Here is a 21813-nt window from a genome sequence, read left to right as displayed (position 1 = left end):
CCCGCCGTTGCCGGGGTCAGGGGTTCCAGGTGCGGGTCCGCAGCGGGAGCCCGGAGACGCCGGACTCGGGCGGGCGGACGGCGAGGACCTGGTTGACGCCGATGCGGTTGCGTTCGAAGGCGAGGGCGCAGGCGGCCATGTACAGCCGCCAGACACGGGCGCGGCCCGGGCCGGTGAGCCGGACAGCGCGGCCCCAGCCGGCCTCCAGGCGGGCCACCCAGTGGCGCAGGGTGCGGGCGTAGTGCTCGCGGAGGGACTCGACGTCCCGCACCTCGAAGCCGGCCCGCTCCAGCTGGGTGACGGTGGTGCCGAGCGGGGCGAGCTCGCCGTCGGGGAAGACGTAGGAGTCGATGAACGGGTCGACCCGGTAGGCGGTCTCGTCCCCCTGGGGGCGCCGGGCGATCTGGTGGTTGAGCAGTCTGCCGCCGGGCTTCAGCAGGGCGTACAGCCGGTTCGCGTACTCCAGGTAGCGTTCGGCGCCGACGTGCTCGGCCATCCCGACGGAGGAGATCGCGTCGAACGGGCCGTCCGCGACGTCCCGGTAGTCCTGGACCCGGATCTCCACCCGGTCGGTCAGTCCCTCGTCGGCGACGCGCTTGCGGGCGTAGGCGGCCTGCTCCTGGGACAGCGTGATCCCGACGGCGTTCACACCGTGCTCGCGGGCCGCGTGGATGACCATCGAGCCCCAGCCGCAGCCGACGTCCAGCAGCCGCTGTCCCGGCGTCAGACCGAGCTTCACGCAGACGAGTTCGAGCTTGTCGCGCTGGGCGGACTCAAGGGTGCCGTCGTCCTCCCAGTAGGCGCACGAGTAGACCATCGACGGCCCGAGGACCAGCTCGTAGAAGTCGTTGCCGACGTCGTAGTGGTGGCTGATGGCCCGCTTGTCGCTGCGCCGCGTGTGCAGATGCCGGCGCCTGCGCACCTCCTCGCGCGGCGGGGCGGGCGGGATCGGCGGCCCGACGAGCCGCAGCAGCTCGCGCCCGGCGGCCCGGACGTCGGGATCGCGCAGCGCCTCGGCCAGGGTGCGGGCGTCCTCGCCGCGCTCCCAGACGGAGCCGGCCACGGCTTCGAGGGCGGTGTACAGGTCCCCCTCGATGTCCAGGTCCCCGGCGACCCAGGCGCGGGCCAGGCCCAGCTCCCCCGGCTTGAACAGCAGCCGGCGCAGCGCGCGGCGGTTGCGGACCACGAGGGTCGGGACACCCGGCGGCCCCGACTGGGAGCCGTCCCAGGCGCGGATCCGCAAGGGGAGCGGTGCTCCCAGCAACTGTTCGGCAACACTCGTCAGCCGCGACGCGGCGTCGGCCATGGCGCACCTCCGCTGAAAGGGATCGGCCCGCTGGATCGTCTCCGTCCGAGGGAGGGAAACGACATCGCACGCCGACGTCATTCCCCTCCACGCGCTCATGCCGACACGATGGCCGAACCGTCACACGGTCGCGTTACCCCGCGGTCCCCGGCCGGTCAAGTCCCGAACGCCCGTGCCACGCGGATCAGGGGCATGACCCCGCGCGCGGGCCGGGGGTCAATGGAGGCAGAACATCTCGTTCGCCTCCCCCTCCCCCTCCCCCTCCCCCTCGGATCGGATGTGCATCGCCATGACCCGTCGTTCCGCGCTCCGGCGCCTCGTCCTGCTCGCCGCCTCGACCAGCGTGATCACCGGTGGCGTGCTGCTGCCCACCAGTGCCTTCGCCGCCCCGCCACCACGGACCGCGAGCGTCGCCACCGCCGACGCGGGCAGCGGGGACGCCGCGGGATGGAGCCGTACCACCGACACCACGAGCGGCATCAGCGTCCGGCTTCCGGACCGGCCCCTGGTCCGGCAGAACAACGAGGACGGCGTCCGCACCCGCCTCTATCTGGTGCCGACCGAGTACGGGGCCATCGGCTTCTCGGTCTTCGAGGCGCCCGGCACGGATCCGTCGGCCCCCTGGGACCTCAAGGCCACGCTCTCCTCCGTACTGGAGGGCTACAACAGCGACGCCAAGTCCTCCCGCGAGGTGCTGCGCAGCACCGGTGCCCACGCGGGCACCACCAAGGGCAGCCCCGACCTGGGGGCCGACCTCACCGCGGCCGACGGCTCCAGGGGTCACATCCGGCTCATCGACCTCGGTGAGCACATGGTGGTCGTCATGACCGTCTCCGAGCGCGGGCACCAGGACCTGATGGACAAGGACCACCGGCAGGTGCTGGACAGCGTCCGGGTGCCGGGCGACGACGCCACGCGGTCCGGCGACTCCTCGCGGCCCGCCTGATCCTCCCCGGCCGTCCGGCCGTCCGGCCGACGGCGAAGGAGTCCCGACGGACGCCGAAGGGGCCGCCCGCACCACGGATGGCGGGCGGCCCCTTCGGGTGTGGCCGGGGGGACCTGAGGTCAGGAGGCCTTGGCCTTCTCCTCGGTCTTGCTCGCGGCGGCGACGGGCGCCGGCTTGGCGGCCTCGTAGAACTCCTCGCGGGGGTTCTCCATGGCGCCCAGGGAGACGACCTCGCGCTTGAGGAACATGCCGAGGGTCCAGTCGGCGAAGACGCGGATCTTGCGGTTCCAGGTCGGCATCGCCAGACCGTGGTAGCCGCGGTGCATGTACCAGGCGAGACGGCCCTTGAGCTTGATCTTCATCTTGCCCATGACGATCATCGCCACGCCCTTGTGCAGGCCGAGACCGGCGACCGCACCCTTGTTGGCGTGCTCGTACTCCTTCTGCGGGAAGCCCCGCATGCCGGAGATCACGTTGTCGCCGAGGGCACGGGCCTGGCGCAGCGCGTGCTGGGCGTTCGGCGGGCACCAAGCGTTCTCGTTGCCCGCCTTGCGGCCGACGAGGTCCGGGACCTGTGCGTTGTCACCGGCGGCCCAGATGTAGTCCGTGCCCTTGACCTGGAGGGTCGGCTCGCAGTCCACGTGACCGCGGGGGCCGAGGGGCAGACCGAAGCGGGCGAGGGCCGGGTTCGGCTTGACGCCGGCCGTCCAGACGATCGTGTTGGAGTCGACCTCGAGGCCGTTCTTCAGCACGACGTGGCCGTCGACGCAGGAGTCCATGGAGGTGGAGAGGTAGATCTCCACGCCCCGGCTCTCCAGGTGCTCCTTGCCGTACTGGCCGAGCTTCGGGCCGACCTCGGGAAGGATCTTGTCCGCCGCGTCGACGAGGACGAAGCGCATGTCCTCGCGGGAGACGTTCTTGTAGTACTTGGCCGCGTCCCGGGCCATGTCCTCGACCTCGCCGATGGTCTCCGCACCCGCGAAACCACCGCCGATGAAGACGAAGGTGAGCGCCTTGCGGCGGATCTCCTCGTCGTTCGTGGAGTCGGCCTTGTCCAGCTGCTCCAGCACGTGGTTGCGCAGGCCGATGGACTCCTCGATGCCCTTCATGCCGATGCCCTGCTCGGCGAGGCCGGGGATCGGGAAGGTGCGGGAGACCGCGCCCATCGCGATGACGAGGTAGTCGAAGGGCAGCTCGTACGCCTCGCCCACGAGCGGGGCGATCGTGGCGACCTTGCGGTCCTGGTCGATGGTGGTGACCCGACCGGTGAGGACCTCCGCCTTCGGCAGCACGCGTCGCAGCGGGACGACGACGTGGCGAGGGGAGATGCTGCCGGCGGCGGCTTCGGGGAGGAAGGGCTGGTAGGTCATGTACGACCGGGGGTCGACGACCGTGACGGTCGCCTCGCCGTAGCGCATCTTCTTGAGAATGCGCCGAGCTGCGTACAGGCCTACGTACCCACCGCCTACTACGAGGATCCTGGGACGCTCCGTGGTGCTCATGCCATCGAGTATCCACCCGCCTCGACAGGGGTGCTCGTGCGCCCCTTCACAAGGTTCGACAGGTGCTGTGCTAAACTCCGCGGCCCGCGTGACGCAGGTCATGTCGTCCAGGGGGAACCACTGGGCGTTCTGACCCGTTGTCAAGGCCGCGTGAGCTGCCTCTCTTCGTCCGGCGGGGCGTCGTGAGCACTTCGCAACACCCCCGGAGCACCCCCCTTGCGGGGCCCCTCGTACCTATCTACTGAACATGTTCAAACGGGCCGGGAACCCCCGGAAGGGCCGATCGGCCCCCTTTCACGGCCCCGCAGGACAGAATCTCTTGTGAAGAACTTCACGAACTTTCCCGACCGGCCGTCACCGAGGGGCCCGCAAGGGGCCCCTCAGCCCCGCTCAGACGTTATCCGACCTGCTCAGCCGATGGCTACCGGTCAGTAACCAAAGAGAGCTACGCCACCGACCACGCGATGCCGTCGAGGATGTCGTGCTCGCTGACGACGACCTCCTCGGCGCCGATCCGTTCCATGATCGCCAGCAGCACCAGGGCCCCGGCCCCGATGACGTCGACCCGGCCGGGGTGCATCGACGGGATCGCGGCGCGTTCGGCGTGCGTGGAGCGCAGCAGCCGTCCGGTGATCTCGCGTACCCGGTCGTGGGAGATCCGGGAGTGGTGGATGCGCGCGGAGTCGTACTCCGGCAGGTCCTGGGCGATCGCGGACACGGTGGTGACCGAGCCCGCGAGGCCCACCAGGGTGTGCGCCTCGCGCAGCGGGACCGTCCGCTCGGCGAGGTCGAGAGCGGCCTCGATGTCGGCCCGCATGGCGGCGATCCGCTCCTCGGTGGGCGGGTCGCTCACCTTGCCGTCGTGCACCAGGTGACGTTCCGTCATCCGCACGCAGCCGACGTCCACGGAGCGCGCGGCCGCCACGTGGTCCCCGCCGACGACGAACTCGGTGGAGCCGCCGCCGATGTCCACGACGAGGAAGGGCCTGGTGAGGTCGTCACGCCCCGTCAGCTCCCTGGTGGCGCCGGTGAAGGAGAACTCGGCCTCCTGGTCCCCGGTGATGACCTCGGGCTCGACACCGAGGATGTCCACGACACCGCGGACGAACTCGTCCCGGTTCTCCGCGTCGCGGGAGGCCGAGGTGGCGACGAAGCGGAGCTTCTCGGCGCCGTGCTCCTTGATGATCTCCGCGTACTCCCGGCAGGCGGCGAAGGTCCGCTCCAGCGCCTCGGGGGCGAGCCGGCCGGTGCGGTCCACTCCCTGGCCGAGCCGGACGATCGTCATGCGCCGGTCCAGGTCGACGAGTTCGCCGGTGGCCGGGTCCGCGTCGGCGACCAGGAGGCGGATGGAGTTCGTACCGCAGTCGATGGCGGCGACCCGGGTCACTTGCCGTCCTCCTCGACGGGCCGGGCGGCGAAGAAGCCGTCCTCGGTGGCGTCCACCTGCCACTCCTCCCCGCACGGGGGCCCGGACGGCGTCACGCACGGCCCCTTGCTCCACCACTCCGGCAGCAGGGCGATCGCCTCGTCGCCGAGCGGGTTCACGCCCGGCCCCGCGGCCAGCGAGTGCGCCACGAGGACGTGCAGGCACTTCACCCGGTCCGGCATGCCGCCCGCACTGGGGAAGCCCGCGAGGACCTCGATCTCGTCGCGGCGCCGGATGTAGTCCTCGTGCGCGGCCCGGTAGGCGGCGGCCAGCTCGGGGTCGGTGCCCAGCCGCTCGGTCATCTCCTTCATGACGCCGTTCGCCTCCAGCGTGCCGATCGCCGAGGCGGCGCGCGGGCACGTCAGGTAGTACGTCGTCGGGAAGGGCGTGCCGTCGGGCAGGCGCGGCGCCGTCTCCACGACGTCCGGCTGGCCGCAGGGGCAGCGGTGCGCGATGGCCCGCAGGCCCCGCGGCGGTCGGCCGAGCTGCTGCTTGAAGGCCTCGACGTCCGCGTCGGTGGGCTCGGTGTGCGGAGTGGGCGGCGGAGGCGTTTCCATGACTGCTTTCAGGGTGGCTTTCTGTCGGTGACCGGACGGGGCCGGCTACTGGTCGGAGGCGTCGGACTTGTCGACGCCGTCCCAGACGTTCGCGTACCAGGGCCGGTGCGCGGCCCGGAGATCGGTGCGGGACTGCTGGGCGGATCCCGGGTCCACCACCACGTACCCGGTCTCGCCGGGCCTCACGTAGTGCAGCCGGTGCCGGATCTGCTGCTCGGCGTAGGCGTCGTCCTGCCAGCGCGCCTTGAGGTCCCGCAGCTGCTCGACGCGCCGGCGTGCCTGCTCCTGGCGGTGCTGGAGATCGGAGATCTCGGCGCGCTGGGAGACGTACTGCCGCATCGGGTAGGCGAGCGCGACGATCATCGTGCACAGCACCAGCGCGAGCAGGGCCGCGCGGCCGGTGAGCCGGGAGCGGCGCGCCTGGCGCTTGGTCTGGGAGCGGTAGACGCGGGCCGCCGTCTGCTCGCCGAGCAGCCGCAGCCTGGTCGCGGTGGAGAAACGGTCCCGGTCCTTCACGGCCATCTGGTCCTCCGCCTCCCCTTTCACGTGCGTACGTCCCCGGACACGGTACGGGACCGGGGACGGGGACGTACGTACGACTGGCTAAGACTTAGCCCGGTGGAGGTCAGCCCTTGGAGACCTCGTGCTGGCCGCGGAAGCGCGGGAAGGCGCTGCGGCCGGCGTACACCGCGGCGTCGTCGAGGATCTCCTCGATGCGCAGCAGCTGGTTGTACTTGGCGACGCGCTCGGAGCGGGCCGGGGCGCCGGTCTTGATCTGGCCGCAGTTGGTGGCGACGGCGAGGTCGGCGATGGTGACGTCCTCGGTCTCGCCGGAGCGGTGGGACATCATGCACTTGAAGCCGTTGCGCTGGGCCAGCTCGACGGCGTCCAGGGTCTCGGTGAGCGAGCCGATCTGGTTCACCTTGACCAGCAGGGCGTTGGCCGCGCCGTCCTCGATGCCGCGGGCGAGGCGCTCGGGGTTGGTGACGAACAGGTCGTCGCCGACCAGCTGGACCTTGTCGCCGAGACGGTCGGTGATGACCTTCCAGCCGGACCAGTCGTCCTCGAACAGCGGGTCCTCGATGGAGACGAGCGGGTAGGCCGCGACGAGCTCCTCGTAGTACTCCGTCATCTCGGCGGCGGAGCGCTCCTTGCCCTCGAAGAGGTACTTGCCGTCCTTGTAGAACTCGGAGGCGGCCACGTCGAGCGCGAGGGCGATCTGCTCGCCGGGGACGTAACCGGCTTCCTTGATCGCTTCGAGGATGAGGTCCAGGGCGGCGCGGTTGGAGTCCAGGTTCGGGGCGAAGCCGCCCTCGTCGCCGAGGCCGGTGGACAGGCCCTTGCTCTTCAGGACCTTCTTCAGCGTGTGGTAGACCTCGGTGCCCCAGCGCAGCGCCTCGGAGAAGGACTCCGCGCCGATCGGGGCGATCATGAACTCCTGGATGTCCACGTTGGAGTCGGCGTGCGAGCCGCCGTTCAGGATGTTCATCATCGGCACCGGCAGCAGGTGCGCGTTCGGGCCGCCCAGGTAGCGGAAGAGGGGGAGGTCCGAGGCCTCGGAGGCGGCGTGCGCGACGGCCAGGGAGACGCCGAGGATGGCGTTGGCGCCGAGCGAGCCCTTGTTGTCGGTGGCGTCCAGGTCGAACATGGCCTGGTCGATCAGGCGCTGCTCGGTGGCGTCGTAGCCGACGAGCTCCGGGCCGATCTGCTCGATGACGGCGAGGACGGCCTTCTCGACACCCTTGCCCTGGTAGCGGTTCGGGTCACCGTCGCGCAGCTCGATGGCCTCGAAGGCGCCCGTGGAGGCGCCGGACGGGACGGCGGCACGACCGGTGCTGCCGTCGTCGAGGCCGACCTCGACCTCGACCGTGGGGTTGCCTCGGGAGTCCAGGATTTCCCGGGCTACGACGACGTCGATGGACGGCACGAGCATCTCCTTCTTGGATGTGACGCTGGAAGTGCGGGGCTGGGTGCCTCACGGCTCCGGGCCTTGCGCCTAGAGCCTATCCGTCCACGGGCCGTCGGCCACCGACCGACCGTCCCGTGGACAGGGCGGGACACGCAGACGGTACCCATTGTTCACCGTCGGAACAAAGGGGGGCCGCGATGAAGAACAGGGAAAGGGCCGGAAGCGGGCCGGGAGACGAAAAACCCCGCCCCGGCGCGTACGGGGGAAAACGCGCCGGGGCGGGGAGCCCGTGGGGACGGGGGTGACCCTCACGAGGTCTGCGGGGTGGGCACCTCCAGGGTGCCCACCGGGAATGTGAGGGCGCTGTGGTCCGGCTGGCGGCCGGGTGTCACTTCAGGTGCAGCTGCTGACCGGGGAAGATCATGTCGGCGTCCTCGACGATGTCCTTGTTCAGCTCGAAGAGCTTCTTCCAGCCGCCCTGGACGTGGTGCTTCGTGGCGATGGTGCTGAGGGTGTCGCCCTTGACGACCTTGTACTCGCCGTCGCCCTTCTTCACCTTCTTGCCGGTCGGGGTGGTGACGGTCTTGCTCGCGGCCGGACGCTCGGCGGACCGGGAGGCGGCCTGCGTGTCGGTGGAGCGGGTGGTGGTGGCCGGCTTCGACGAGGAGCCACCCGTCGGGGTGGAGCCGGTCGAGCCGTTGTAGGGGGTGCTCGACAGACCCGTGCCGCAGACCGGCCAGGCGCCCTTGCCCTGAGCGGCGAGCACCTTCTCGGCGACGGCTATCTGCTGCGCCTTGCTGGCCTGGTTGGCCTGCGGGGCGTAGGCGGTGCCGCCGTACGCGGCCCAGGTGGAGGCGGAGAACTGCAGACCGCCGAAGTAGCCGTTGCCGGTGTTGATGGACCAGTTGCCGCCGGACTCGCACTGGGCGACCGCGTCCCACTGGGAGGCGGTGGCGGCGGAGGCGTTGCCGGCCGCCATCAGCGGAGCGGCGACGGCGGCACCGGTGACACCGGCGAGCGCGACGGCGCGGACGGCCTTGGACGGACGGCGGTGCTTGCCCTTGCTGGAAAACAGCATGGATCGATCCCCTCACCGACGCCTGCGAGGTGAGCTGTCGGGTTCGGGCCGGTTGAGTTGCCCGGCCGCACTCCCGCTTGCGCGGAGTGCGGCTTCACCCCAAGCCGGTGCCGGCTCAACTGCCGGCAACGGCACTTACCTTGGGTCCCCCGCTCCTGCCTACGGCGCATGACGCGACGACTGTTCCCGGGCAACCGCTGGCAGGATTCGGCGTTGCGACTGCCGGGGCTCGTGGTGACGAGCGGCCTTGACCGTAGACACGCGATCCGCGGAATTTCAAAGACGATCAGGGCTTCTGAGACTCATCCCACACTTTCACCAAACCGGACATTAGCGCCGCAAGTGGGGCGCCAACTCGCGCTATCCGGCGTCCGTTTCGCTACCGATTTCCAGGGTCTGACCGGCCGTGATGCGGTTCGGGTCGGACCCGATCTCCTTCTTGTTGTCGGCATAGAGGGCGCGCCACCCGCCCTCGACCGCAAGGGACTCGGCGATGGAGGCGAGCGAGTCGCCCTGGCGGACGGTGTAGTCGTCCGCCTCGCGGGAGGCGTGACGGCCGGTCGCGGCGGAGTCCTGACCGTTTGTCACGTTTTCGTCCGCGCTCTTGCCGCGGTGACGTCCGCCACTGCTGAGCGCGCCGGTGTCGACCAGGCTCCAGGATCCGGCGCTCTGCTGGGAATTGTCCGAGTTGCCGGTGTCCGGAACGGCCGTGGGCGAGCCGCCGTCCCCCTGTGCGCTTCCGGCGTCACCGGTCTCGGGAGAGGTGGACTTGTCCGGCTTGGGGGTGTTGGTGCCGGTCGATCCGTCCTCGTTGTCGTCCCCCTTGCCGCCACCCTCGCCCGGGTGGGAGGTGGACTTCCCGTGCGTGCCATCGGAGGAGTCCGCGTCGCCCTTGGAGCCGGTGGAACCGGAGGCGGAAGAGTCGCCGGACGACGACGAATCCGGCAGACCGGACGATGAGGAGTTGTCACCCGATCCGGACGAGTCGTCCGAACCCTGGGCGTTCCCGGACTCGTCGACGCCCGTGTCGACGTCCAGCGAGCCGGAGTTGTAGGTCAGCCCGGAGAGCAGGGCGCAGGTGGCCCAGGGGGTGGTGCCCCGGTCGGCGAGGATCTTCTCGGCGACGGAGATCTGCTGCGAGCGGCTGGCCTCGTCGGCGCTGTAGGCGTACTGCCCGCCGCCGTACTTGTCCCAGTCCTCCTGGGATATCTGGAGTCCGCCGTAGTAACCGTTGCCGGTGTCGGCGCTCCACGAACCGCCGCTCTCGCACTCGGCCACCTTGTCCCACGTGGTGCCGTCGGCCGCGTTGGCGCTCGCCGCGCCGAGCAGCGGGATGGCGATGGCGGAGCCGGTCACTCCGGCCGCGACGAGGAGAGCTGGAGCCTGACGGGGGCGACGATGGCGGCCGTTCCCGGAGAGCATGCGGAAGCCTTTCGTGCGACAGCAGGGCCGGCGCGGCGGATGGTGCTCGTCGCCACGCTGAGGGAGGAACGTATCGGCAGACGATCACTTGTCACAAGTTCATGCCGCGCAGATCACGTGAAGATCACAGAGTTGAACGCCTGTCGTGTTGAAGGTTCTACGAACTCTGGGCCGGCCCCTCGCCGGTCCCCCGGCCGCCGGGGCGGCCGGGGGACCGGGGTGAACTCCACGGGCAGGGTGCGCAGCCCGCGCATGATGAGTCCGCCCCGCCAGCGCAGTTCGGCCGGGTCGGCGGCGAGCCGCAGATCGGGCAGGCGGGTGAGGAGGGTGGCGAGCGCGGTCTGGCCCTCCAGACGGGCGAGCGGCGCGCCGAGGCAGTAGTGGATGCCGTGGCCGTAGCCGAGGTGCTGGTTGTCGCGGCGGGCGAGGTCCAGCACGTCCGGGTCGGTGAACCGCGCGGGGTCCCGGTCGGCCGCCGCGAGCACGACCAGCACCGGGTCGCCCGGCGCGATGTCCTGCCCGCCGACGGTGAGCGGCTCGGTGGCGAACCGCCAGGTGGCCAGCTCCACCGGCCCGTCGAAACGCAGCAGTTCCTCCACCCCGGTCTCCAGGAGGTCCCGCTCCCCCCTCGCCAGGGACTCCTGCAGCCGCCGGCGCTGCGCGGGATGGGTGAGCAGGGCGTAGGTGCCGTTGCCGATGAGGTTGACGGTGGTCTCGAAGCCGGCGAACAGAAGGATGAAGGCCATGGCGGCGGCCTCGTTCTCGGTGAGGTGCTCACCGTGGTCGGAGGCGCGGATGAGACCCGAGATGAGGTCCTCGCCGGGCCCCGGCTCGGCGGGCAGGGCCGCACGCTTCCGGTGGATCAGCTCGGCCAGGTAGCCACGCATCTTCTTCACCGACCGCGCGACCCCGCCCCGCGGTCCACCGCCGTGCCGGATCATCATCCCGGCCCAGTCCCGGAAGTCGTCCTGGTCCTCGCGCGGGACGCCCAGGAGGTCGCAGATGGCGTAGATGGGCAGCGGGAAGGCGAACTCGTGGATGAGGTCGGCGGAGCCCCGCTCGGCGAACCCGTCGATGAGGTGGTCGGTGAGCTCCTGCACGCGGTGCGCGAACTCGGCGACCCGGCGCGGGGTGAACGCCTTGCTCACGAGCCGGCGCAGCCGGGTGTGGTCCGGCGGGTCGATGTTCAGCAGGTGCGTCATCAGCTCGGCCTTGCGCTCACCGGGGATGCCGGTCTTCCCCTTGGCGTGCGCGGGCTCGTCGTGGTGCGCCGGGTTCTTGCTCAGCCGCTGGTCGGCCAGGGCCTGCTTGGCGTCGGCGTAGCGGGTGACCAGCCAGGCCTCGACACCGCTGGGCAACCGGGTGCGGTGCACCGGCGCGTGCTCGCGCAGCCAGGCGTAGGCGGGGTACGGGTCGGTGGCGAACTCCCAGGTGAAGAGCTCGGGCACGGAACCGGGGGCGGTCGAGGGGCGGGGCTGGTCGGTCACCCCTCGACGGTATCCGGACGGGCCCGCCGCCCCTTGCGCGGTGTCGTGCCCTGTGCCGCCGGGGTTCTTGCCTCCCGTGCCGCCGGGTTCCGTGCCTGCCCGCGCCGCCGGGTTCCGTACCTCCTCGCGCCGCCGGATTCCGTACCTCCCCGCGCCGTCGGATTCCGTGCCTGCCCGCGCCGCCGGGTTCCGTACCTCCTCGCGCCGCCCGGGCCCGCTACCCCTCCTGCGGGGCCGGGCCGTCCGTCCGGTCCGTGCCCTCCGCCGCGCGTATCGCGTCCCGGTAGACCCGTGCCGCCGCGCGCAGCGCCGCCTCCGGGTCGACGCCGGACGCCTCGGCGCGGACCGCCATGGCGAGCAGTTCGTAACCGACGCCCTCCCCCTGCGGCAGCGGGACGTCCAGGTCCGCCGTGCGGGCGCGGGAGGCGAGCTTGGCGGCGAGGGCGAGGCCGGGCTGGCCGAGGGGGACGCCCTCGGTGACCGAGGTGCGCTGCTTCTCCTCGGCCTTGGTGCGCAGCCAGTGCTCCTTGACGTCCTCCGGCGTCTCGGCCTTCTCCTCGCCGAAGACGTGCGGGTGACGGTGGATGAGCTTGGCGACGATGCCGGCGGCCACGTCGTCGACGGAGAAGGGCGCCTCCGGGTCCTCCTCGGCGATGCGGGAGTGGAAGACCACCTGGAGCAGCACGTCCCCCAGCTCCTCGCGCAGCTCCTCCCGGTCACCGGCCTCGATCGCCTCGACCAGTTCGTACGCCTCCTCGATGCCGTACTTGGCCAGGCCCAGGTGGGTCTGCCGGGAGGACCAGGGGCACTCGACGCGGATGCGGTCCATGACCTGCACCAGGTCCAAGAGGCGGGCGCCGGGCAGGTCGTAGGAGGCGGGGAGCAGCTCCAGCTCCGGCATGGAGACGCGCCCGGAACCGGCCAGCCGGGCCAGACCGTCGGTGAGCGCGGGCTCGCCCTCGCCGGTGGCCACGACGACCACCGTCCGCCCGCCGGCGCAGGCGTCGACCAGCTCCTCCGCGGTGGGGGACGCCTCCCGCACCGCCGTCCCGGCCTCCCGCAGATACGGCAGCTGCGGGTGCGTGCCGTCCGCGCACAGCACGAGGTCGGCGGTGCGCAGGGCCTGCCAGGCGGGCCAGGACAGCAGGCCGGGGGCGACGCGGTGGCTCGTGGTGAGCAGGACGATGCGGCCGCGGGCGGGCTCGTGGTCCGTGGGGCCGGGGACGGAGGGTTCGGGGCGGGATGCGTTCACGATCCGAACGTAACCCACCGCGGCCCGGGACGGATTCCGTTGCCCACAGGGCCGAGGGGATCATGTGATCGTACGACCGACGGCCCGCCGACACGGCGCGTCACGCGGTCAGCGGCTGCCCACCCGCCGTGGAGACCTCCCGCACCCACGGCGTCTTGGCGTCCACGCGGCTGCTCTTCTGCACGTCCCAGGAGCCGTAGCGCGGGTTGAGGTCCACGTGCAGTTCCCCGGACGCCTTGGACAGGGCCTTCCAGAAGGCCGGCTGCGTGGTGTCGGTGCCGAGCCGGGACGCGAGCTTCTGCGCCTCCAGCTGGAGCCGCAGGTTGTCGTCGAGGCGCGCGGGGGCGATGCCGTACTTCTGCAGCCACGCCGACTCCAGCCCCTTGGCTCCGCCCGCCTGCTGCTCCAGGCCGGCGCGCATCCGCTGGATCTCCTTGCGGGTGACCGAGATGCCCTCGTCCTGCGCGGCGCGGTGCAGCACCCGGTCGAGCACCATGTTGTGCAGGGTGTCCCGGGTGAGGCTGCTGGTGGAGGCGACCACCTGCTCGTACTGGGCCTGGTCCGGAACGGCGGCGCGCTGTGCGCTGCGGACCTCGTTGACCCGGTTCTCCAGCTGGGAGACGGTGATCCGCTGCCCTCCGACGACGGCCGCCGCGCCCGGGTGCGCGTCGTTGCCGCACGCCGTGAGCAGGGGGGCCGCGGCGGCGATCGCGGCGGTGAGGACGAGCGCGGTGCGACGGCGGCGGTGCAAGGAAACCTCCCGAGGAGATTGTGCGACGGTGCACAAAGTCTTGCGGTGATCGATGGTAGGCAGTGGGCGGGCTGCGGCCAACCCATTCGACCAACGATTCGCGCGCGCTTCGGGCACCGCCGCGCCCCGCGGAAGGCGTCCGGGTCAGCCGGTGACGGCCACCGGCGCGTCCCAGGCGTCACGGTCGACGGTGAGCGTGACCCCGCCGTGCGTCTCCTTGCTGTTGACCATGTACTGGTGGCCGCGGCTGTGACCGGTGAACAGGGTGGCGCCCCACGGCCAGTCGGTGGTGGTCGTGTTCTTCTTGTCCCACAGCGCGTACCAGAGGTTGCCCGGCAGGTCCGTCCTGTCCTTGGCGGTGGCGATCGCCTTGGCGCTGGAGCTGCTGAAGCCGTAGTAGCCGAACCGGTACGTCTTGGCACGCAGGCCCTTGCCGAAGGCGCGCACGTACGTCAGCACGGCGTCGTTGCACGACGTGTTCGTGCTGTCGTACGCCTCCATGTCGAGGTAGATCGCGCTGCCCGCCTTCATGCCGAGCGCGGCGGCCTTGGCCACGGCGTCGGCGGCGTCCTTCGCGCCCAGGGAGGCCGCGGTGGAGGCGGTCAGCTTCTCCGGATTGGCGCCGGACTGGCACGGCGGCTGGGCGCCGACGTAGAGGGGGATGAGCTTCCAGCCCTGTCCGCTGACCGACTTCACCCAGGAGGCGGTGAGGTTGGGCTGGTTGCAGCCGCGGTTCCGGCCGCCCACGTAGACGGCGGCGGCGCCGTAGAAGCCGGTGTGCCACGCCTTCATCGCCGACACCGAGGGCGCCGTGCAGGTGTCGAACGCCCGGCCCGTGAAGGTCTTCTGCGCGGGCCAGGCCGTGGCGGCCATGGAGGTCTGCGCCGCGATGCCCGCCCCGGCGACGACGGCCGCACCGGCCACCGCCCACGTGAGGTACCTGCGCTTCTTCGACTGCCGATGGCCGGCCATACGTCCCACCCCTGTCCTTTCACGGCGCCGCACGCGCGCGTGTGCATGTCGAAAACGAAGCGCAAAGTATCGAGCACAGCCCCGGACTTCGGAAAAACCGAGCCCTTGCAGGACACAAGAATCGCCCAGGGAACAGCAAAATCTAGCCGCGCACCTGTCCCAGCCACTGCAGGGTGCGCCGGATCTCCACGGCCATCGGGTGGCCGGGTCCGTGCAGCCGCTCCACGTCCATCAGCAGCCGCGCGAGCATGTCGTGCGCGGCCGGCCGGTCGCCCAGGGCGAGCAGCAGATGGCCGATGCGCCGGCGCACCTCGTGCGCGAGCTGCGGGTCGCCGGAGACGTACTGGTTCTCGTAGTACGGCAGCAGCGCGCGGTACTCGGCGAGCGCCGCGGCCGGTTCACCCAGCTGCTCCAGGCACTGCGCGGCCTCGTAGCGGAAGCGCAGGGACTGGGGGTCGGCCTGGCCGGCCTCGGCGGCGCGTTCGTCGGCCAGCCGGCGCAGTTCGGGCAGGGCGCGCCGGTACTGGCCGTCGTCCATGAGGGTGGCCGCGTACTGCTTGCGCAGCGTGCGCACGACCGGGGAGTGCTCACCGTGCTGTTCGGCGGCGGCGGGCAGGATCGTGCCGAGGATGTCGACGGCCTGGGTGATGCGCCCCTCCCCCAGCAGCCGCTTGACCTCGTCCACGGCCGCGGCCACGTCGGGCTTCCCGGCCACCGGCGGCGCCGGCACGACGGGGGCGGGCTGCGGCGCGGGCGTCCGCGCACGGTCCGGCCAAGGGGCGTGCGGGCGCAGGAAGGGGCGCGTCGGGTCCAGCGGCGCCCCGGTGGGTATCCCGCGCGCGGGCAGGAGCAGCGCCAGGTCCTCGTAGACCTCCTGCGCGGACGCCGGCCGGTGCTGCGGGTCCTTCGCGAGCAGCCGCAGCACCAGGGTCTCCAGCGCCTCGGGGACCTCGGGGCGGATCCGGCGCACCGGCAGCGGCGGCTCGTACAGGTGCCGGTGCAGCACGCCGAGCGCCGTCGAGCCCGCGAACGGCACGTCTCCGCTGAGCAGTTCGTGCAGCAGCACGCCGAGCGCGTACAGGTCGGTGTACGGGCCGACCGCGCCGCCCATCGCCTGCTCGGGCGCCATGTAGGCGGGCGAGCCGATCGGCGAGCCGGTGTGGGTGAGGCGGGTGGTGTCGGTGTCCATGACCGAGGCCACGCCCAGGTCGAGGACGGTGACCGTGCCGTCCTGCTTCACCATCACGTTGCGCGGCTTGAGGTCGCGGTGGACGATCGGCACGGCGTGCACGGCGCTCAGCACCGCGCACAGTTGCGCGGCCACCGCGACCGCCCACTGCCACGGGTACGGGTCGTGCTCGGCCAGATGGTCGGAGAGGTCGGCGCCGTCCACGTACTGCATGACGAGGAACAGCTCCTCGCCCTCGCTGCCCGCGTCGTGCACGGTGACCAGGCCGGGGTGGTCGACCTGCGCGGTCACCCGGCACTCGCGCGCGAACCGGCGGCGCAGTTCGTCGGCCTCCTGCCCGGCCACCTTGTCGGGGCGCAGCAGCTTCACCGCCACACGGCGGTCGAGCCGTTTGTCGTAGGCCGTCCAGACCTGGCCCATGCCGCCCTGGCCGATGAGGGTGGAGAGTTCGTACCGGCCCGCGACGACACGTCCCGCCACCACGCTCACCTGCCGTCCTCGTGGTTGCCGTCCTGCCGGCGCAGGTAGTCGCTGAGCTCGTCGAGTTCGGCGCGGACCTGGTCGATGCGGGCGGGCGCGGGGCGCTGCGGCGGCTGCTGCGGATTCTGCTGCGGCGGTACGGGGTTCTGCGGCACCGGCGTCTGATGGAGGGGCGTCTGGTGCGTGGGGGTGTGGTGCGTGGGCGTCTGGTGCGTGGGCGTGTGGTGGGCCGGCGGCTGGGGCACGAAGGGCTGCGGCGCGGGCTGGGTGACCGCGTACGGGGACGGCGCCTGCGGGTAGCCGTACGAGCCGCCCGGCACGGTCGCCGCTCCGGGGGGCGCGTAACCGGCGTAGGGCCCGGCCTGGTTGCCCAGCCGTATGTCCATGATCAGGAAGTAGGCGCTGGAGACGGCGCCCAGCAGCAGGACCACGGCGAGGGCGGCGTCGCCCCGGTGGTCGGACTCCTTCACCGAGCCGACCACCGCGAAGCACACGATGGCCAGCGGCAGGCTCGCCCAGGCCGCCGTCCAGTTGAACCACTTGCCGCGCAGGAACGCCACCCGGAACAGCGGCACGCACGCGAGCAGGCCGCACGAGAGGAAACCGGCGGCGGCGAAGAGCACGCGCAGGGTGATGACGGTACTCGCGCTGCGGGTGGGTGGCGGCGCGCCGTGGCCGTACATGACTGCTCCTGGACCGGTGATGCCGATGGGACGGACGAGCGAGCGACGGTTGATGTCGGAGTTCGAGCGTATAGGCCGACACGTGAGAGCGGTCCCGGGTTGCACCGAACCGTTGTCGTACTGATCACTTCGCCGGACCACGACCGGACCGCGCGGGGGCGGGCGGGTGCGGGGGCGCACGTGGAGGTGCGCCTTCCGGACGGCGGCCGTCCCCGCGCCGGTCCTGGTGAGGATCCCGGCGGGGATCCCGGTGGGGCGGCCGGTGTCAGTCCGGTGCCACCGTCCCGTCCGTCAGGCCGTCGTACATGCCGCGCACGAGCTGTTCCCCGAGCCGGCTCGCGTGGCGCAATGCCCGCTCGAACTCGTCGAGCGCGCGGAACCGCGCGCCGTAGCGCCGCTGTTCGTCCAGCGGCAGCCGGGGCAGTTGCAGTCGGCGCACGTCCAGCCGCGTGGCGGTGGAGGCGTAACTGCTGGCCTGCCGGTTGTTGGCGGTGCCGCGCAGGAAGCCGGCCAGGAACCATGGGTCGAGCGCCGTGCCGTCGGGCCGCAGGAGCACGAGGTTGCGCCCGAGAGCCGCGCCCGCCGTGGCGTCGTCGATCACACGCGCCACCGAACCGCCGCCGAGCACCGGCACGACGACGTCGCCCGGCTCGGTCATCACGGCCTCCTCCTCGCTCTCCGGAAGCGTGCCCGAGGGCGCCGAGCCGGCGAGGACGTCATGGTCGGTGAGGACGGGCACGCGCGCGTGGCCGCCGTTCCCGCCGGTGCGCATCACCAGGGCGCCCCCGCGCGCGAGTTCGCCGACCGTGGTGAGGGGCCAGCGCGCGGCCGGCGCCGGGTCGGCGGGGGGCGGAGTGAGGTCCGCGGTCAGCCGCAGGGTCGCGCCGAGGCGCTCGCGCACCGCGGTCAGCTGTTCCGCGCCGTCGGCGACGGCCGGCGGCGGCAGATGCCGGGCGGGGGCCAGGTCCACGTCGTCGTCGAGGAGTTCGATGACGGGCACGGAACGGGCCAGCCCCGGCCGCTCGTCCAGCCGGCCCGCGCGCGCGAAGGCACGCCAGGCGTCCAGGACCGCGTCCCGCACCGCCGCCCAGTCCGGGCCGCCCCGGCCCTCCCCGGCGAACCTCCCGCTGTCGACGAGCAGCACCTCGGGCGTCGCCGGCGTCCGGTCGGGCCGGCGCAGCACCCACACGTGCAGCGGGATGTTGTACGGCGGTGCCGCGCCGACCGGCAGCGCGACCACGGCCCGGAGCGCGCCCCGGCGCAGCAGGTCGGCGCGGATACGGCGCCCGGAACGCCGGGAGGCGGCGGCCGGCGGCATGAGCAGGACCGCGGTGCCGCCGTCGGTCAGCCTGGCCAGCGCGTGCTGCACCCAGGCCAGCTCGGACTCGGTGCGTGCGGGGAAGCCGTACTCCCAGCGGGCGTCGTAGGCGAGTTCGTCGTGGCCCCAGTTGCGCTCGTTGAACGGCGGATGGCACAGGACCGCTTCGGCGCGCAGGCCCGGCCGGGCGTCGGCACGCAGGGAGTCGCCGACGGCCGCGCGCACGTCGGCCCGCGAGTGCAGCGCCAGCCGCAGAGCGGTGAGCGCGGCGAGGTCGGGGGCGCCGTCCTGCGCGTACAGCTCCTGTCCGGGGCGGGGGTCGACCGCGCGCAGCAGGGCGCCGGTGCCGCACGCCGGGTCCAGGACGCTGCGGGCCGGCCCGGCGAGGTCGGCCATGAGCCCGGCGAGATCGGCCGGGGTGAGCGTGTACTGGCGGGGGTTGGCGTCCAGGTGCCGGCCCAGCAGGAACTCGAACGCCTGCCGCGCGCCCAGATCCGCGGCCAGCTCGGCGGCACCGCGCAGGAGGGGGACGGAGGGGAGGAGCTGGGGGCCGGTGGGGACGCGCAGAGCGTTCACAGACGGGGTGGCCGCGAGGGTGGCCGTGGGCGCGTTCACAGCGGGTGCGGCCGTGGGGGCGTTCACAGCCGGCGATGGTGCAGGTGCGTTAGCGGTGGCGGCGTTCACGGCCGACGAGGGTGCGTGAGCGTTCACGGCTGGCGAGGGTGCGTGAGCGTTCACGGCTGGCGAGGCTGCCGGAGCGTTCACGGACGACGTGGACGCGAGGGTGTTCACAGCGGGCGCGGGCGTGAACGGGCCCGCCGCTCGGCCTGCCAGTGAGGAGTTCACGTCCGGGGTCGCGGGTGCCGTGTTCACAGCGGGGGCGGTGGACGGTGCGTTCACAGTCGGCGCCGAGGGTGGAGCATTCACAGCACCCGCGTCCGGCGCGCTGTCCACAGCCTGTGGGGCGTCGACGGCGTTGACAGCCGAGGAGGCGCTCGCGGGACGGCCGCTGTGAACCGGGCGGCCCACCGCGTCACCGAACCGCGGCGTCAGCACCTGGTCCAGCGCGCCGGGCAGGAGCGCGGCCAGCCGTTCGTCGGAGCCGGCGACGGCGTCGAGCCAGACGGTGGGCCGCTCATGGATCAGCAGCAGTACGCAGCCGGCGTGCACCAGGGCCGTCAACGGGCCCTCCGGATGGCCGACGAGCTGCTGCCAGACGCGTTCCCGCAGCGGGACCTCGGCGAGTTTCCCCTGCTTGCGCAGCCAGGCCTCGACCTCGGTCAGCGCGAAGGAGGGGCTGGTCTCCGTGCCGCCGACCGGCTTGGGGAAGTCGGCGTGCCGGCGGCGCCAGTTGCTGACGGCGGCTCGGCCCACTCCGGCGAGCCGCGCGATCCCGGCCGCGGTCACCTCTGTCGCGTTGTCCTGCACCGGCGCCGCTCCCCTCGTCCCTGTGTGCGCCGAGCATACCGGCGCAGTTGTGATCCATGCATTCACGACCGTGTACACACCTGATTGCGTGAACCGTGTTGACTCGGTTCACAGGCTCTGGTCTTATTGACCCAGCGAACGAGCGGCCACCGGAGGGGGAGGCCGCCGCTTTGGGGAGGGATTCGCCATGGGGATGAAGGCCAAGGTCGCGCTGGGCGCCGTCGTGGGGTTCGTCGTCATCGGTGCCGTGTCCGCGAACGCCGGCAACGACGGCAAGAACGGCGGTTCCGACGGCAGCGGCTCCGGCTCTTCGGCCTCCGCCGGGCAGCACACCGACGGCCAGAAGGACACGGGGAGCGCGAAGGCGGCCAAGACGAAGAAGGCCGCCCTCGACGGCGACGGGGAGTACCGGGTCGGCTCCGACGTGAAGCCGGGCACGTACCGCACGACCGGCAACACCGACGACATGTGCTACTGGGAGCGCGCCAAGGACGCCAAGGGCGAGATGGACTCGCTGCTGGCCAACGACAACGTCAGCGGTACGAGTTACGTGACCGTCAAGCCCACCGACAAGCTGTTCAAGTCCAGCGGCTGCGCGGACTGGGAGGCCGTCGACCCGAAGGCGAAGGGCAGGCCCGCCTCCTCGATGGACGGCGACGGGGGGATGTTCAAGGTCGGCACGGACATCGCGCCGGGCACCTACCGGTCCACCGGCAACGCCGACGACTCCTGCTACTGGGAGCGCACGAAGGACGCCGAGCACGGGCTGAACTCGATCATCGCGAACAACAACGTGACCGGCAGCGCCGTCGTGACCATCAGCGCGACGGACGCCTACTTCAAGTCGGCCGGCTGCGGCGACTGGAAGAAGGCCTGACCGCACAGGCCGCCGTCGGGACACGGTGAGGCGTCCGGCCCCCGCGCCGGGCACCCCCGGCCCGGCGCCGCTCACCGGGCGCATCGCGCCTCGTACGCCCCGCCTCGCGCATCCCGCCGGCCCCAGTCCCAGTCCCGTCGGCCCCAGTCCCACTGCACCGTCGCGGCGCTCGCTCCACCGACCGAGGCATCGCCGCCACACCACCGCCGCATCACCCGCCGCACCGCCGTTCGCACCACCCACTGCCCGGCTCACCGCACCACCCGATCCACCACCCGCTCCATCGGCCGGGCCGCCGCCGGCTCCATCGGCCGGCCACCGCTCAAGCACCGCTCACCGCACCGCTCACGCCGACACGCCGTTGGGCTCGCACTCCCCGGCCACCGGGCCGTTCGCCATCGCACGCACGGTGGCGGCACCGCCCGACCGCTCATCACTTCTCTCAGCAAGGAATTGCCATGCGCCGTACCGCACTTGCCGCCCTCTGTCTCGCCGCCGCGGCCACCGCGGGACTCACCGGCTGTCTGCCGGGGCAGGACTCGGCGGACAGCAAGCCGCAGGGCCCGTTCGCCGGGCTGAGCGGCGGCCAGATCGCCGACCGGGCCGTCAAGGCCACCAAGGGAGCCTCCTCGCTGCGGATGAAGGGCGAGGTCACCGACGACGAGAGCAAGGGCACCATCAAGATCGACCTGGCGCTCGACAAGAAGGGCGAGTGCGCCGGCACGATGAGCATGGGCGGCCAGGGCAAGGCCGATCTGATCAAGACGGCCGACACCGTCTACATGAAGTACGACGAGGCGTTCCTGCGCGCCCAGAGCAAGGGCGAGTCCAAGGCCGATACGGACGCCGCGGTGGCCATGCTGGCGGGCAAGTGGTCCAAGATGTCCCTGAAGGGGCAGGACGCCAAGGACATGGCGAGCCTGTGCGACCTGGACTCGGTGCTCAGTGGGATGGACGACACCGGCAACGGCACCACCGCCCGCGGCAGGACCACCGAGTCCGAGGGGACGCCGGTGATCACGCTGCACGAGAAGGACGGCAAGGACCGGTACACCGCGTACGTGGCGACCGAGGGCAAGCCGTACCTGGTGCGTATCGACAAGACGTCCGGTTCCGACGGGCCGCAGCACCTGTCCTTCACCGACTACGGCAAGCCGGTCCCGGCGCAGAAGCCCGCCGGTGACGTCATCGACCTGGACGCGCTGGGCGGCTGACGCCCGGCCTGTTCCG

18 protein-coding genes and 1 riboswitch are annotated in these 21813 nt (G+C 72.0%); of the genes, 3 read left to right on the top strand and 15 right to left on the bottom strand.

What is annotated here, in order from left to right; translation table 11 throughout:
• Nucleotides 1-16: 16 nt before the first annotated feature.
• Nucleotides 17-1306, bottom strand: coding sequence for a class I SAM-dependent methyltransferase (locus N8I86_RS22885; protein ID WP_073888624.1), 1290 nt, complete (start codon nucleotides 1304-1306; stop codon nucleotides 17-19).
• 289 nt (nucleotides 1307-1595) lie between these two features.
• Here N8I86_RS22885 and N8I86_RS22880 point away from each other — a divergent pair, with 289 nt between their 5' ends.
• Nucleotides 1596-2252, top strand: coding sequence for a hypothetical protein (locus N8I86_RS22880; protein ID WP_263278590.1), 657 nt, complete (start codon nucleotides 1596-1598; stop codon nucleotides 2250-2252).
• Nucleotides 2253-2371: 119 nt separating this feature from the next.
• Here N8I86_RS22880 and N8I86_RS22875 read toward each other — a convergent pair whose 3' ends face one another.
• The 14 genes from N8I86_RS22875 to N8I86_RS22810 all read right to left on the bottom strand — a co-directional run bounded on the left by N8I86_RS22875 (nucleotide 2372) and on the right by N8I86_RS22810 (nucleotide 19706).
• On the bottom strand, nucleotides 2372-3754 hold the full coding sequence (locus tag N8I86_RS22875; protein ID WP_123436979.1) for an NAD(P)/FAD-dependent oxidoreductase: 1383 nt from the start codon (nucleotides 3752-3754) through the stop codon (nucleotides 2372-2374).
• A 445-nt stretch (nucleotides 3755-4199) separates the two neighbouring features.
• Nucleotides 4200-5141 (bottom strand): Ppx/GppA phosphatase family protein, encoded by a 942-nt coding sequence (locus N8I86_RS22870; protein WP_073888621.1) that lies wholly within the window; start codon nucleotides 5139-5141, stop codon nucleotides 4200-4202.
• Nucleotides 5138-5737, bottom strand: a complete 600-nt coding sequence (locus tag N8I86_RS22865) for a DUF501 domain-containing protein (RefSeq protein WP_073888620.1) — start codon at nucleotides 5735-5737, stop codon at nucleotides 5138-5140. Before N8I86_RS22865 ends, N8I86_RS22870 begins: the two co-directional genes overlap by 4 nt.
• Nucleotides 5738-5782: 45 nt before the next feature.
• A complete protein-coding gene (locus N8I86_RS22860; protein WP_073888619.1) occupies nucleotides 5783-6259 on the bottom strand; it encodes an FtsB family cell division protein in 477 nt (158 codons plus the stop codon).
• Nucleotides 6260-6362: 103 nt separating this feature from the next.
• Nucleotides 6363-7670, bottom strand: a complete 1308-nt coding sequence (gene eno, locus N8I86_RS22855; protein ID WP_073888618.1) for a phosphopyruvate hydratase — start codon at nucleotides 7668-7670, stop codon at nucleotides 6363-6365.
• A 364-nt stretch (nucleotides 7671-8034) separates the two neighbouring features.
• Nucleotides 8035-8724, bottom strand: a complete 690-nt coding sequence (locus N8I86_RS22850; protein WP_263278589.1) for a transglycosylase family protein — start codon at nucleotides 8722-8724, stop codon at nucleotides 8035-8037.
• Nucleotides 8725-8728: 4 nt separating this feature from the next.
• Nucleotides 8729-8901: riboswitch (cyclic di-AMP (ydaO/yuaA leader) on the bottom strand.
• A gap of 183 nt (nucleotides 8902-9084) precedes the next feature.
• On the bottom strand, nucleotides 9085-10146 hold the full coding sequence (locus N8I86_RS22845; protein ID WP_263278588.1) for a LysM peptidoglycan-binding domain-containing protein: 1062 nt from the start codon (nucleotides 10144-10146) through the stop codon (nucleotides 9085-9087).
• Between the two features lie 113 nt (nucleotides 10147-10259).
• A complete protein-coding gene (locus N8I86_RS22840; protein ID WP_263278587.1) occupies nucleotides 10260-11633 on the bottom strand; it encodes a cytochrome P450 family protein in 1374 nt (457 codons plus the stop codon).
• 217 nt (nucleotides 11634-11850) lie between these two features.
• On the bottom strand, nucleotides 11851-12885 hold the full coding sequence (locus tag N8I86_RS22835) for a nucleoside triphosphate pyrophosphohydrolase (protein WP_263278586.1): 1035 nt from the start codon (nucleotides 12883-12885) through the stop codon (nucleotides 11851-11853).
• 100 nt (nucleotides 12886-12985) lie between these two features.
• Nucleotides 12986-13636 (bottom strand): SurA N-terminal domain-containing protein, encoded by a 651-nt coding sequence (locus N8I86_RS22830; protein WP_123436983.1) that lies wholly within the window; start codon nucleotides 13634-13636, stop codon nucleotides 12986-12988.
• Nucleotides 13637-13780: 144 nt separating this feature from the next.
• Nucleotides 13781-14608, bottom strand: a complete 828-nt coding sequence (locus N8I86_RS22825) for a glycoside hydrolase domain-containing protein (RefSeq protein ID WP_263278585.1) — start codon at nucleotides 14606-14608, stop codon at nucleotides 13781-13783.
• 142 nt (nucleotides 14609-14750) lie between these two features.
• The gene (locus N8I86_RS22820) at nucleotides 14751-16277 is read right to left on the bottom strand and encodes a serine/threonine-protein kinase (RefSeq protein ID WP_263280141.1); all 1527 of its coding nucleotides are present in this window, start codon (nucleotides 16275-16277) and stop codon (nucleotides 14751-14753) included.
• Between the two features lie 5 nt (nucleotides 16278-16282).
• Nucleotides 16283-16960 carry a hypothetical protein gene (locus tag N8I86_RS22815; protein WP_263278584.1) on the bottom strand — a complete coding sequence of 226 codons (678 nt, stop codon included), beginning with the start codon at nucleotides 16958-16960 and terminating at the stop codon, nucleotides 16283-16285.
• Nucleotides 16961-17225: 265 nt separating this feature from the next.
• Nucleotides 17226-19706 carry an N-6 DNA methylase gene (locus tag N8I86_RS22810; RefSeq protein ID WP_263278583.1) on the bottom strand — a complete coding sequence of 827 codons (2481 nt, stop codon included), beginning with the start codon at nucleotides 19704-19706 and terminating at the stop codon, nucleotides 17226-17228.
• A 187-nt stretch (nucleotides 19707-19893) separates the two neighbouring features.
• Between N8I86_RS22810 and N8I86_RS22805 the strand changes: the two genes are divergently transcribed.
• Entirely contained in the window at nucleotides 19894-20583 is a 690-nt protein-coding gene (locus N8I86_RS22805) for a hypothetical protein (protein ID WP_073888609.1), read from the top strand.
• A gap of 458 nt (nucleotides 20584-21041) precedes the next feature.
• Complete coding sequence (locus N8I86_RS22800) at nucleotides 21042-21797, top strand: hypothetical protein (RefSeq protein ID WP_263278582.1); 756 nt, start codon at nucleotides 21042-21044, stop codon at nucleotides 21795-21797.
• Nucleotides 21798-21813 lie beyond the last annotated feature (16 nt).

The sequence above is a fragment of the Streptomyces albidicamelliae genome, assembly GCF_025642175.1.
In the GTDB taxonomy this organism is placed as follows: Bacteria; Actinomycetota; Actinomycetes; order Streptomycetales; family Streptomycetaceae; genus Streptomyces; species Streptomyces albidocamelliae.
Note: the sequence above shows the minus strand (reverse complement) of the source record. Positions and strands in the feature narration are given on the sequence as shown.

What these genes read in the sequence shown, in the direction of transcription:
- N8I86_RS22865 (WP_073888620.1), bottom strand. Translation starts at nt 5,737, where the DNA reads ATGGAAACGCCTCCGCCGCCCACTCCGCACACCGAGCCCACCGACGCG.
- N8I86_RS22850 (WP_263278589.1), bottom strand. Translation starts at nt 8,724, where the DNA reads ATGCTGTTTTCCAGCAAGGGCAAGCACCGCCGTCCGTCCAAGGCCGTC.
- N8I86_RS22800 (WP_263278582.1), top strand. Translation starts at nt 21,042, where the DNA reads ATGCGCCGTACCGCACTTGCCGCCCTCTGTCTCGCCGCCGCGGCCACC.
- N8I86_RS22825 (WP_263278585.1), bottom strand. Translation starts at nt 14,608, where the DNA reads ATGGCCGGCCATCGGCAGTCGAAGAAGCGCAGGTACCTCACGTGGGCG.
- N8I86_RS22860 (WP_073888619.1), bottom strand. Translation starts at nt 6,259, where the DNA reads ATGGCCGTGAAGGACCGGGACCGTTTCTCCACCGCGACCAGGCTGCGG.
- N8I86_RS22875 (WP_123436979.1), bottom strand. Translation starts at nt 3,754, where the DNA reads ATGAGCACCACGGAGCGTCCCAGGATCCTCGTAGTAGGCGGTGGGTAC.
- N8I86_RS22885 (WP_073888624.1), bottom strand. Translation starts at nt 1,306, where the DNA reads ATGGCCGACGCCGCGTCGCGGCTGACGAGTGTTGCCGAACAGTTGCTG.
- N8I86_RS22880 (WP_263278590.1), top strand. Translation starts at nt 1,596, where the DNA reads ATGACCCGTCGTTCCGCGCTCCGGCGCCTCGTCCTGCTCGCCGCCTCG.
- eno (WP_073888618.1), bottom strand. Translation starts at nt 7,670, where the DNA reads ATGCTCGTGCCGTCCATCGACGTCGTCGTAGCCCGGGAAATCCTGGAC.
- N8I86_RS22845 (WP_263278588.1), bottom strand. Translation starts at nt 10,146, where the DNA reads ATGCTCTCCGGGAACGGCCGCCATCGTCGCCCCCGTCAGGCTCCAGCT.
- N8I86_RS22805 (WP_073888609.1), top strand. Translation starts at nt 19,894, where the DNA reads ATGGGGATGAAGGCCAAGGTCGCGCTGGGCGCCGTCGTGGGGTTCGTC.
- N8I86_RS22815 (WP_263278584.1), bottom strand. Translation starts at nt 16,960, where the DNA reads ATGTACGGCCACGGCGCGCCGCCACCCACCCGCAGCGCGAGTACCGTC.